9 protein-coding genes are annotated in these 13,200 nt (G+C 41.8%); 1 reads left to right on the top strand and 8 read right to left on the bottom strand.

Annotated elements, in window-relative coordinates; all coding sequences use genetic code 11:
• Entirely contained in the window at positions 1-1,518 is a 1,518-nt protein-coding gene (gene gpmI / locus Q0874_RS13730) for a 2,3-bisphosphoglycerate-independent phosphoglycerate mutase (protein ID WP_299164012.1), read from the bottom strand.
• Positions 1,519-1,752: 234 nt separating this feature from the next.
• On the opposite strand from gpmI, the gene Q0874_RS13725 reads away from it, so the two are divergent.
• Complete coding sequence (locus Q0874_RS13725; protein ID WP_299164010.1) at positions 1,753-2,142, top strand: ankyrin repeat domain-containing protein; 390 nt, start codon at positions 1,753-1,755, stop codon at positions 2,140-2,142.
• Positions 2,143-2,261: 119 nt separating this feature from the next.
• On the opposite strand, the gene Q0874_RS17375 is transcribed toward Q0874_RS13725, so the two are convergent.
• The 7 genes from Q0874_RS17375 to Q0874_RS13695 form a co-directional block, all read right to left on the bottom strand.
• Positions 2,262-2,429, bottom strand: coding sequence for a DUF6747 family protein (locus Q0874_RS17375; RefSeq protein ID WP_367275444.1), 168 nt, complete (start codon positions 2,427-2,429; stop codon positions 2,262-2,264).
• Between the two features lie 129 nt (positions 2,430-2,558).
• Positions 2,559-3,320 (bottom strand): M48 family metalloprotease, encoded by a 762-nt coding sequence (locus Q0874_RS13720; RefSeq protein ID WP_299164008.1) that lies wholly within the window; start codon positions 3,318-3,320, stop codon positions 2,559-2,561.
• Positions 3,321-3,361: 41 nt separating this feature from the next.
• Positions 3,362-4,093: a M15 family metallopeptidase gene (locus tag Q0874_RS13715; RefSeq protein WP_299164006.1), complete on the bottom strand. Its 732-nt coding sequence runs from the start codon at positions 4,091-4,093 to the stop codon at positions 3,362-3,364.
• Positions 4,094-4,354: 261 nt separating this feature from the next.
• Positions 4,355-5,515, bottom strand: a complete 1,161-nt coding sequence (locus tag Q0874_RS13710) for a gliding motility-associated C-terminal domain-containing protein (protein ID WP_299164004.1) — start codon at positions 5,513-5,515, stop codon at positions 4,355-4,357.
• Between the two features lie 3 nt (positions 5,516-5,518).
• Positions 5,519-11,299: a hypothetical protein gene (locus tag Q0874_RS13705; RefSeq protein WP_299164002.1), complete on the bottom strand. Its 5,781-nt coding sequence runs from the start codon at positions 11,297-11,299 to the stop codon at positions 5,519-5,521.
• Between the two features lie 164 nt (positions 11,300-11,463).
• A complete protein-coding gene (locus Q0874_RS13700) occupies positions 11,464-12,609 on the bottom strand; it encodes a gliding motility-associated C-terminal domain-containing protein (RefSeq protein WP_299164000.1) in 1,146 nt (381 codons plus the stop codon).
• A gap of 4 nt (positions 12,610-12,613) precedes the next feature.
• On the bottom strand, positions 12,614-13,200 hold a 587-nt coding region (locus tag Q0874_RS13695; protein ID WP_299163998.1), incomplete at its 5' end, for a hypothetical protein.

The raw sequence follows: 13,200 nt of genomic DNA, 5'->3' as shown, positions 1-13,200 counted from the left end.
CTATATCAAAGAGTGTTGCGTCATTAATGCCGGCTGTGGAATTCCCATTAGTTCAAGAATTGTAGGAGCAATATCACCAAGGACACCATCATTTATTTTTTTTATATCCTTATCAACCAGGATTAAGGGTACCGGATTTGTGGTATGTGCAGTATTAGGCGTGCCATCCGGGTTAATCATAGTATCACAATTACCGTGATCTGCTATAACCAATGTGGTATAACCGTTTTTCAATCCTGCGGTGATAACCGCTTGTGCACATGAATCAACTGTCTCACAGGCTTTTATGGCAGCCTTCATATCCCCGGTATGTCCTACCATATCCGGATTTGCAAAGTTGAGGCACACAAAGTCAACTTCTCCTTTGTTCAACTCGGGAATTATAGAATCTCTAATTTCATAAGCACTCATTTCCGGTTTCAGGTCATAAGTTGCCACCTTTGGTGAAGGGCATAATATCCGTTCTTCACCCTCAAAAGGAATTTCTCTGCCACCGTTAAAGAAAAAGGTTACATGAGGATATTTCTCCGTTTCAGCAATACGAATCTGTTTTTTGCCTTTAAGGGCAAGGACCTCACCTAAGGTGTCCTTAAGATTGTCTTTGTCATAAACTACATGTACACCGATAAATGAATCGTCATAGTTAGTAAGGGTTACATAGTAGAGATCCAGTTTATGCATATTTTGTTCATGAAAATCTTTTTGACTTAATACCTGAGTAAGTTCTCTGCCTCGGTCTGTCCTAAAATTGAAAAATATGACCACATCTCCGTCTTTTATTTTAGTCAGTGGTACCCCGGCTGCATTAACCATGGAAATTGGTTTGATGAATTCATCAGTGATACCTTCACTATAGCTTTTTTGCATCGCTTCAGATATATTGTTAAAAGGATCGCCTTTCCCATTAACCAATAAATCGTAAGCTATTTTAACACGTTCCCATCGTTTATCCCTATCCATGGCATAATACCTGCCAACAACAGAAGCCAGTTTAGCATTTTTATCTGAGCAGAAGGTGGTCAGGTCCTCCAAAAATGTGATTCCACTTTTTGGATCTACGTCTCTTCCGTCTGTAAAAGCATGAATGAATGCATTTTTAACACCATAATTTTCACTCACCTCAATAAGTCCTTTTAAGTGGTCAATATGGCTGTGGACTCCTCCATTACTAAGTAAACCCAGAAAATGCACATCCTTGTTATGGTCTTTGGCATAGGTGAAGGCTTCTTTTAGTTCTTTTTCTTCCTTTAGGGTACCTTCTTTAACCGCAAGATTAATTTTTGCCAAATCCTGATATACAATTCGGCCGGCTCCTAAATTCATATGTCCTACTTCACTATTGCCCATTTGTCCTGTTGGCAGGCCAACATTCAATCCATCCGTCAGAAGATTAGCATTAGCGTAATTTTTATAAAGCGAATCTACAAAGGGTGTATGGGCATTATCAATAGCCGAAACTTTAGGGTCTGGAGATTTCCCCCATCCATCCAAGATCATCAAGATTACCTTTTTATTCATGGTCCTTTATTTATTGAGTTAGCAAAAATACAGTGATTTACCAAGGTTTACCAGTATTCTTCCAGGCTTTTTATAAAATTTTCAGGAAGATAAAATCATCTTATATATTCAACTGCAACGAAAGGTTAAGTGTTAAAATTACGTTATTATTATGTTAATGGTGAAACAATTATCAATAAGAGGCGTCTATTCTAGTATAATCAAAATCTATTCATCAATTAAAAACAATTCATCATGAGAAAAACAATCTTAATTGCGGCCACAGCATGTCTGCTTATGGTTTCTGGCGTTTATGCCGAGAACAGAACAACTAATGAATCTACCGAAACAATTTTGAATGTGAAGGACCTTGCTATCAGTTCCTTTTGCAAAGCAATTCTTCAGGGAGATATTGATACGGTAAAATCATTAATCGAACTTGGAGAAGACGTTAATCAAAAATCTTTAGACATGACTCCTGCAATGTTCGCCGCCAGGTATAACAAAGCTGACATATTACAATTGCTTATTGAAAACGGAGCGGATTTATCTATTAAAAATGATAAGGGGTATACGGCTAAGAAGTTGGCAAAACTTTCTCACGCCACTGAAGCCCTTGCAGTTTTAGAAGGGCACAATATCTAGAAATAAAAGTTTATTCATCAATCAAAAAAAACCCTGACAGTAATGTCAGGGTTTTTTGTTTGGATTGGTTTAAAATAATTAGTGTTCTTGTAAAAGAGTTAATGAAAAATAAAAGTTAACTAAAATTCAAATCCTGTAAAAGCCCTATACAAAAAAGCATAGATGGCCATGGATAACATTAATACGCAGAAAAATGAATAAATTTTTAGTAGGACTACAATAAACTCCGGTTTACAGTCGTCAAATGCCTCTAAATAAAGACTTTTAAAATGCAATAGCGTTCCCATATAGTTTCGTTTAAAATGTAAATCAAAGCTATAAGGGTTAAATTAGGGGTATAAACAGATTGGGAGGTAAAGTCAAATATACAAAAAAAAGATGTATGACCTAGAATAACCAAAAAAATCTTATCTGGTTTAGTTCTTGTATTTCTCGATAGATTTCTTAATTCTTTCAATTCTATTATCCGGATCCGGATGTGTACTGTGAAATTCTGGAACTCTATTTGGCCCGGCAGAAGCTTTTAAAATTTCCATTACTCGGATCATTTCTTCCGGCTCATAATCACTTTGCATCATGAATAAAACTCCCAGATCATCGCTTTCCAGTTCGTCTTCACGGCCATTTGTTAAAAGTGTATTTTGGCCAATACTACCAACCAGGCTGCCAGCGTCAGCCCCTACACTGGCGCCCATGGATACAGTTTTCCAAAAATTACTCTCTGCAATGCGTTCAGCAGAATGTCTGCCTATCACATGCCCAATTTCATGTCCAAGTACGCCAGCCAGTTGTGATTCATTAAGTTGATTGAATAGTGCATAAGTTATAAAAACCTGTCCGCCCGGTAATGCAAAGGCATTAACAGTTTGGTCATCTGCCAGTAAATGAAATTCATATTTATATGGAGTTTCCCTTGCAATACTGTTTTGTATTAGCCGGTTTCCTACGACATCCACCAAGGTTTGAAGACGCTCATCGGGATATAAACCTCCGTATTGTTGAGCCACTTCGGGAGCACTTTGAAGACCAATAGCAATTTCTTGTTCAGAGGTCATATTGATATTTTGAACTCTTCCGGTATAAGGATTCTCTTCCTTATTGTTCCAGCGTTGGATGAGTGCAAATACGACTATTATTAAACCAATAACTATTCGAATCTTCCAACTACCTCTTCTCATAGTATAGTATTTATCTCTGTCGTTTTATAACAAAAAAATGCCTACAAAAGTTCTGGATTAATATCGAGTATATTATCCTCGATATATGTCTTTACAAATTCTGTAGTCAAATGATCACTGCCCAAAAAGTCTTCCTGCTCCAATTGTTTCATAATATTTTTAAGTCTGAAAGATTTAAGCATAGGTATGGATAGGGGGGCGTAACTGTAGTGCCATGGTTCATATTTAAAGCCTTTCCTCTTGGAATCATCTGTATAAACCAGGTAATAATCAAACTTTTTAGAGTTTTCGTCCATCCAAAGTTTGAATTTTTCAAATGGTCCTCCTGTACTGAATTTACTGGCGTCAAGCACATCGCCATCTACCTTGGGGGCCCCATCAATAAGATCCATATCAGTTCCCCAATGGTGCCTGCTTGTACCAGGAATGGTAGAATACTCAATTATCTTATCAATTGCATCCAGTGGTTCCATCCCATCATCCGTATATTTTAAATATTTACGTTCAAAAATTACTGCCTGCCTATCAAAACTCCGATAACTTGAGACGATTTTTATGTCTATACCATCAGCTAAGGCTGCCTTTTTCATTTCAACAAATGCATCATGTGCTTCCTTCCTTAAATTAATACCATCACCGTATAACTCAATATCTTCTTTGCCCATTAATTCCTCAATGGAATATTTGGTATCCTGAATTAAAAGGGTACTTGGGACAATAGTTAGGGCCAGACCACAAAACCCACTTCTTTTAATAAATAACCTTCTTTCCATAATTTTTCGGTTTAATCAGGGACATTATATGATTTGTATCTTCCAATCAAATAAGATACCATTTATTTAAATAGGATTCTTAAATATAATTATTTTGCCATGTAAGGATGTAAAGTATGATTTACATCTAAACAGCTTACTTCAAAGTTAATAAGTATTTTGACAAAAAAATATACACTGTAGAGGGTTTATCTGTTGATAAGGCAAAATGAATCCCTGAAGGCTGGTAGAATGATGAGAGGATTTAATTGGAATAACGGACTAGTTGGAAATATAGAGATAGCCCTGGTGTTTTCTTCGCAAATCATTAAGTGTAATGATATAAAAGTAGATGCCGGTTTCTAATCCAGAATCCTTTTGAATTGCATTTTCCATGTTGGAATACCCATTAAAATCGCCTCTGTAGTTATCTTTAGTATAGACCAAAACACCGTATCGGTTAAAAATCTGAAGGGAATTGCTAGGAGAATTTTCGAGGCCTTCAATGGTTAGCACGTCATTTTGACCGTCACCATTGGGGGTCATATAATAGTTATCCAACTCAATGGTATCAAAGGTTTCAAGCATGTCATCATTTCCTCCTATGGTAATAATCTCATAATCATTGGGGACAAAAAGATCTGAAGTAATGGTGCCGTAGGCCATACCACCTTCTACAGCGGTGTTACCCAAACTAACCCATTGGCTTTCAGATTTGCTCCAGCCGACCACTTTGAGATCGCTCATAAATTCACCTAAGGCTGCAACATTGCTGTAACCATCCCAACTTAGAGTTACATGGGAAGGAACATCTCCTTCCAGTCTCCAAAATTCTTTATCACTGACAGACATATATTCTGAGGCCCTTTTATTTGTGTTGAAAAAGGCGTTTAAAGTTTTTGAATTATTGGGATCTTCAAAAAAGTAGGCACATTTTGCCAAAGAATTTGTGGCCATAGATCTTATGGTTAAAGGTCTTAGCCTTTGGTCATCACCAACTGGAAATATAAAAGTATCTTTATTGGTCATCGCCGCATAGCCATATACTTTTGAAACACTGCTTTCACCGGTATAAAAAGAGTTGTCAAAGAAATTTGAATAAACTCCTGATTGCGTCCTGGGCGTGATAATATCACCTGTAATTAAATTTCCATTATTGTTTACACCCAAAGAAGTTTGCAGTACCAAACCGTCTTCAACGGCTATTTCAGCATCAAAAAAGATGGGCGTAAAAGCCCCAGAGACTGTTAGCTGACCAAAATCACTGTAAAAACCGACCAGGCCCATATTCTGGTCAAAACTACCGTCATTGATGAGATCCAAATGTAATCCAACCATTGCGGTTTCATGGATCTGTATAGTGCCATAATTGTGCAGTGCTTCCTGACTCATTAGCTGAAAGCACCACGCCAAGAATAGTAATATGGCAATAAGGTATCTCATTTACTATCGTAGTTTGTTTATTACAAAACTGGATTCTCCGGAGCCACTAAATTGAACGGTACCTGAATTTGCTTCTCTGTAGGTTATTATCGTTACAACATCATTAGCGTTAAGTTGTAATATTTCGTTAAGGTGTATGCTGGAATGATCATTATCATAATTATATCTGATAAAGCCTGAGGCTCCAATGGCTCCAATAGGAATACTATTTACAGCAATTCGGGCATTTACGTTCGTTCCTTCTTCTGTTTTTTGGTTAGAATCAATTCCTATTAAAGACAAATTCGCCCTAATATCATATCTCCCGGCTATCTTTACGGTGAGGGATGTACTTGTAGCGATATATAAATTTGAACTATCATCATTATAATCCTGTATCCCAAAAATTGGTGCAATTGTATTATCAACGTTAAGATTGGTAGAAGTATTGCTGTTTATCCATCTGGCACCGTAGTTAATTTGAGATCTTTGCAATACCCCAGAAGCATCTGCTGCCAGAATATCATCAGTATTATCGGCGCTACTCAATGTTCTAAACCTCGCACTCCCGTTAACATCAATTTTTTCAGTTGGGCCATTGGTTGCAATTCCCAATCGATTATTGGTATTGTCCCAAAATACCTGACTATTATTTTCGGTTATTTTTCCATCGGAACCTGCAAAAAAGATTGAGCCCGAAGTTCCCGAAATTTCTGTACCATCTAAGCCATCAACACCATCAGCTCCTGCCGGACCAGTCAGGTCCATAGTGGTAAAACTTGATCCATCGGTAAAGTTCAGGGTGAAAGTTCCGTTACCGTTATCTGTTGTAGAGGCAATCCCGTTGCCATCAGCACCATCAATACCATCTGTACCATCGACACCCGGTATTCCCTGCAGTCCCTGTGGTCCTGTTAAATCTGAAGTAGTAAAGCTCGATCCGTCGGTAAAATTCAGTGTAAAAGTACCGTTGCCGTTATCTGTTGTAGAGGCAATCCCATTACCATCAGTACCATCAATACCATTTGTTCCATCAACGCCATCTGCACCCGGTAATCCCTGCAGTCCCTGTGGCCCTGTTAAATCTGAAGTAGTAAAGCTCGATCCGTCGGTAAAATTCAGGGTGAAAGTTCCGTTGCCGTTATCACTTGTAGAAGCAATCCCATTACCATCGGCACCGTCCGATCCGTCAACACCGTCTGTTCCATTAAGACCGTCCACGCCATTAGTTCCGTCAGCGCCATCTGCACCATCGATACCCGGTAATCCCTGTGGTCCTGTTAAATCTGAAGAAGTAAAGCTTGATCCATCGGTGAAGTTCAGGGTAAAAGTTCCGTTACCGTTATCTGATGTAGAAGCAATCCCATTGCCATCGGCACCATCTGTTCCGTCAGCACCATTTATGCCATCTGTACCATCGATACCTGGTAATCCCTGCAGTCCCTGTGGCCCTGTTAAATCTGAAGTAGTAAAGCTCGTTCCGTCTGTAAAATTCAGGGTGAAAGTTCCGTTGCCGTTATCACTTGTAGAAGCAATCCCATTACCATCGGCACCGTCCGATCCGTCAACACCGTCTGTTCCATTAAGACCGTCCACGCCATTAGTTCCGTCAGCGCCATCTGCACCATCGATACCCGGTAATCCCTGTGGTCCTGTTAAATCTGAAGTGGTAAAACTTGATCCGTCGGTAAAGCTCAAGGTAAAAGTTCCGTTGCCGTTATCTGTTGTAGAGGCTATTCCGTTGCCATCAGCACCGTCTGTTCCGTCATCACCATTAGTACCATTTGTTCCATCAGTGCCATTAGCTCCTGCCGGACCAGTAAGGTCCATAGTGGTAAAACTTGACCCATCGTTAAAATTCAGGGTAAAAGTTCCGTTGCCGTTATCTGTTGTAGAAGCAATCCCGTTGCCATCGGCACCATCTGTTCCGTCAGCACCATTTATGCCATCTGTACCATCGATACCTGGTAATCCCTGCAGTCCCTGTGGCCCTGTTAAATCTGAAGTAGTAAAACTCGATCCGTCGGTAAAATTCAGGGTAAAAGTTCCATTGCCATTATTTGTTGTAGAAGCAATCCCATTGCCATCTGCACCGTCTGTTCCGTCAGCACCATCAACACCATTTGTTCCGTCTGAGCCATCGACACCCGGTATTCCCTGTGGCCCTGTTAAATCTGAAGTAGTAAAGCTCGATCCGTCGGTAAAGCTCAAGGTAAAAGTTCCGTTGCCGTTATCTGTTGTAGAGGCTATTCCGTTGCCATCAGCACCGTCTGTTCCGTCAGCACCATTTATGCCATCTGTACCATCGATACCTGGTAATCCCTGCAGTCCCTGTGGCCCTGTTAAATCTGAAGTAGTAAAGCTCGATCCGTCGGTAAAGTTCAGGGTAAAAGTTCCATTGCCGTTATCTGATGTAGAAGCAATCCCGTTGCCATCCGCGCCGTCTGTTCCGTCAGCACCATCAATACCATTTGTTCCATCAGCGCCATTAGCTCCTGCCGGACCAGTAAGGTCCATAGTGGTAAAACTTGATCCGTCTGTAAAATTCAGGGTGAAAGTTCCGTTGCCGTTATCTGTTGTAGAAGCAATCCCATTACCATCTGTACCATCAATACCATTTGTTCCGTCAACACCATCAATACCATTTGTGCCGTCTGCACCATCTATACCAGGTATTCCTTGCAGTCCCTGTGGTCCTGTTAAATCTGAAGAAGTAAAGCTCGATCCGTCGGTAAAGTTCAGGGTAATAGTTCCATTGCCGTTATCTGATGTAGAAGCAATCCCGTTGCCATCGGCACCATCTGTTCCGTCAGCACCATTTATGCCATCTGTACCATCGATACCTGGTAATCCCTGCAGTCCCTGTGGCCCTGTTAAATCTGAAGTAGTAAAGCTCGATCCGTCTGTAAAATTCAGGGTAAAAGTTCCGTTACCGTTATCTGTTGAAGAGGCAATCCCGTTACCATCCGTGCCGTCTGTTCCGTCAGCACCATTTATGCCATCTGTACCATCGACACCCGGTAATCCCTGCAGTCCCTGTGGCCCTGTTAAATCTGAAGTAGTAAAGCTCGATCCGTCGGTAAAGCTCAAGGTAAAAGTTCCGTTGCCGTTATCACTTGTAGAAGCAATCCCATTACCATCGGCACCGTCTGTTCCGTCAGCACCATTTATGCCATCTGTACCATCGACACCCGGTATTCCCTGCAGTCCCTGTGGCCCTGTTAAATCTGAAGTAGTAAAGCTTGACCCGTCGGTAAAGTTCAGGGTAAAAGTTCCGTTACCGTTATCTGATGTAGAAGCAATCCCGTTGCCATCAGCACCATTTGTTCCGTCAACACCATCAATACCATTTGTGCCGTCTGCACCATCTATACCAGGTATTCCTTGCAGTCCCTGTGGTCCTGTTAAATCTGAAGTAGTAAAACTTGATCCGTCAGTAAAATTCAGGGTGAAAGTTCCGTTGCCGTTATCTGTTGTAGAAGCAATCCCATTACCATCTGTACCATCAATACCATTTGTTCCGTCAACACCATCAATACCATTTGTGCCGTCTGCACCATCTATACCAGGTATTCCCTGCAGTCCCTGTGGCCCTGTTAAATCTGAAGTAGTAAAGCTCGATCCGTCGGTAAAGTTCAGGGTAAAGGTTCCGTTCCCGTTATCTGTTGTAGAAGCAATCCCATTACCATCTGTACCATCAATACCATTTGTTCCATCAATGCCATTAGCTCCTGCCGGACCAGTAAGGTCCATAGTAGTAAAGCTGGATCCATCGGTAAAGTTCAGGGTAAAAGTACCGTTACCGTTATCTGTTGTAGAAGCAATCCCATTACCATCGGCACCGTCTGTTCCGTCAGCGCCATTAGCTCCTGCCGGACCAGTAAGGTCCATAGTGGTAAAACTTGATCCGTCTGTAAAATTCAGGGTAAAGGTTCCGTTACCGTTATCTGTTGTAGAGGCAATTCCGTTGCCATCAGCACCGTCCGTTCCATCAATACCATCAGCGCCATTAACTCCTGCCGGACCAGTGAGATCTGAAGTAGTAAAGCTGGATCCATCGGAAAAGTTCAGGGTAAAAGTTCCGTTGCCGTTATCTGATGTAGAAGCAATCCCGTTGCCATCGGCACCATCTGTTCCGTCAGCACCATTTATGCCATCTGTACCATCGATACCTGGTAATCCCTGCAGTCCCTGTGGCCCTGTTAAATCTGAAGTAGTAAAGCTCGATCCGTCGGTAAAATTCAGGGTGAAAGTTCCGTTGCCGTTATCACTTGTAGAAGCAATCCCGTTGCCATCAGCACCGTCTGTTCCGTTAGCACCATCAACACCATTTGTTCCGTCTGAGCCATCGACACCCGGTATTCCCTGCAGTCCCTGTGGCCCTGTTAAATCTGAAGTAGTAAAGCTCGATCCGTCTGTAAAATTCAGGGTGAAAGTTCCGTTGCCGTTATCTGTTGTAGAGGCAATCCCATTACCATCGGCACCATCCGTTCCGTCAGCACCATCAATACCATTTGTTCCATCAGCGCCATTAGCTCCTGCCGGACCAGTAAGGTCCATAGTGGTAAAACTTGATCCGTCTGTAAAATTCAGGGTAAAAGTTCCATTGCCGTTATCTGATGTAGAAGCAATCCCGTTGCCATCGGCACCATCTGTTCCGTCAGCACCATTTATGCCATCGATACCCGGTATTCCCTGCAGTCCCTGTGGTCCTGTTAAATCTGAAGTGGTAAAACTTGACCCGTCGGTAAAGTTCAGGGTAAAAGTTCCGTTACCGTTATCTGTTGTAGAAGCAATCCCGTTGCCATCGGCACCATCTGTTCCGTCAGCACCATTAGTACCATTTGTTCCATCAGCGCCATTAGCTCCTGCCGGACCAGTAAGGTCCATAGTGGTAAAACTTGATCCGTCTGTAAAATTCAGGGTAAAAGTTCCGTTGCCGTTATCTGTTGTAGAAGCAATCCCATTGCCATCAGCACCGTCTGTTCCGTCAGCACCATCAATACCATTTGTTCCATCAACACCATCAGTGCCATTAGCTCCTGCCGGACCAGTAAGGTCCGTAGTGGTAAAACTTGATCCGTCTGTAAAATTCAGGGTAAAAGTTCCATTGCCATTATCTGTTGTAGAAGCAATCCCGTTGCCATCAGCACCGTCCGTTCCGTCAACACCGTCTGTTCCATTAAGACCGTCCAAACCATTAGTTCCATCAGCGCCATCAGCACCATCAATACCATTTGTTCCATCAGCGCCATTAGCTCCTGCCGGACCAGTAAGGTCCATAGTGGTAAAACTTGATCCATCGGTAAAGTTCAGGGTAAAAGTGCCGTTGCCGTTATCTGTTGTAGAGGCAATCCCATTACCATCAGTACCATCAATACCATTTGTTCCATCAACGCCATCTGCACCATCGATACCCGGTAATCCCTGTGGTCCTGTTAAATCTGAAGAAGTAAAAGAGGTTCCGTCCGAATAATTTATGGTAAAAGTTCCATTTCCATTATCAACAAAAGTAAAAGTACCTGGAGTTGAGCCTGACCCGCTACAGAGGTCATTCCATTGTGTTCCATTGTACATGAAGACGCATTGGGCTTCAATATTATAAACCAAAGCGCCACGCAATGGGGTAATGCTTTGCATTTGAGCTGTAGTAAGCCGGGTAAGAACTAAAGCTTTGTTACTGCTTTCCAATTCTAAAATAGAAGCAGAATTAATGTTATTGGGGTTTTCACCAATTTTTACCTGTGCTGTCGCTAGGGTTGAAGACACGACTAACAGTGCAAAAAGCAATTTTTTTAGGTTCATTTTATAAAGATTTGGGCCAAATCATTAATTGAACGTAAAAATACCCCTAAGATGAGGACCTGTATAGAAAATGTTGTGTAGCTCTAAAAATGTGTGGTGAAAAGAAGAATAGCTTTTAATTACCGTAGAATATGGCACTTTATCGACCTGTTCAGTGCCCTGAATTATCGATCCAAAAACAAAAAGCCCTGATAATTTAAACCCAGGTCATCCAGCGAAATAACATAGAAATATACTCCTTCAGGCAGGCCTTGTTCCCGGTTAATTACCAGATTATCTATGTTGGAAATACCTCCAAATTCATTGGTATAATTCGTCATTTCAAAGACCTTCAAACCATAGCGGTCAAAAATCCGGATGCTGTTGTTGGGGCTTAGTTCCATTTCTTCAATGACCAAAACATCATTTATGCCGTCTCCGTTAGGGGAAACAAAATAGTTGTCCAGGGTTAAAATATCCTCTGGTTCGGCCAGGCTTCCAAAGGTAATCACCTCAAAGTCATCCGGGACAAAGGTTTCAGAACTTACAAATCCGGTGGTAAGGTCGCCCCCTATAGCGGCACTCCCAAGAGGAATCCAACTGTTTGACTGCTTATTCCAGCCCATAAGGGTTACTGCATTAATATCTGTAGCCAGAGAGGCTATGTCGCTTCTGGCATTCCAGCTGAGCGTTATGGTGGAAGGGACAGTTCCTTCCAGACGCCAAAATTCCCGGTTGCTTATCGCATCTATGGATCTGGGTTTTAGATCTGTATTAAAACCTGGAAAAGTGGAAGGATTATTGGGATCTTCAAAAAAGTACGCGCATCTGGCAAAGGCATTAGCGCTATCTGAATTTAGAATCAAAGGCCTTAACTGTTGTGAATCTCCTACCGGAAATGTAAAGCTTTGTTGCCCTGTCAGGGAGGCATAACCGTCTATTTTAGAACCGTCTCCGGAGCCTACATAAAAGGCATCGCGGATAAAATTGTAATAGATGTCTACTGAATTACGTGGGGTTATAAAGTCGCCCACCACAAAGTTGGTGTTGTTGGTCACATTTAGGGAGGTATTGAGTTGCACCCCCAGGTCATTCGCAATTTCGGTATCGAAAAATACGGGGGCAAAGGCTCCGGTTACGGAGATCAGGGAGCTGCCGTAAAAGCCTGCCAGGCCCAGGTTTTCATCAAAAGAGGCATTGTTGATAAGGTCCGTATGAAAACCCAGCTGCCCGTCCTGGTGAATACGAATGTTCCCGCTGTTGTACAGGGCGGTTTGGGCAAGTATCACCTGACCTAATAAAAGCGATATGATAGTTAACCTAATTTTCATCTAATTATTCCGAAATTGTAAAATACCAATCAGCATTTACTAGTGCGTTAGTTTGACCGGTCTTTATTTGAATGGTAAAACTATTGGTGCCCTGTCCCGTTGCATAAATTCTATAATCACCAAGAACACTTAGTTGCAATATAAAATTGGTTGTAGTAACAAATCCTGCATTTAAGTTAACTGTATATTCCCCAGTAATATTAGAAACAACGCTATTAATTAAACCAGAAGTTGCTTGTGCAATTGTTCCTATACTATTGATCTTTGCAATACCTTTTACAGGACTAGGAACAGTAGCCCATTGTGCATTGCCTGCTACGGTAGTAAGAACCTGACCGTCTGTGGCTGATGGGTTTATTTTGTTCTCGGTCACGTTAGCATCGGCTATGTCTGCCGTCTGTACTTGTCCATCGGCTATTTTTGCTGTTGTTACTGCATTGTCAGCGAGATCCAAAGGGTTTCCCGCTAGTCCATCACCGTCTATTGCTGCGGTTGTTTGCACTGCCCCGGCTGTTGGTGCAGCCCATTGCGCATTGCCTGCTACGGTAGTAAGAACCTGACCGTCTGTGGCAGATGGGTTTATTTTGTTCT

It is taken from the genome of uncultured Eudoraea sp. (assembly GCF_947490415.1).
GTDB lineage: Bacteria > Bacteroidota > Bacteroidia > Flavobacteriales > Flavobacteriaceae > Eudoraea.
The sequence above is the reverse complement of the archived record's forward strand: the minus strand, read 5'-3'. Positions and strand labels throughout refer to the sequence as shown.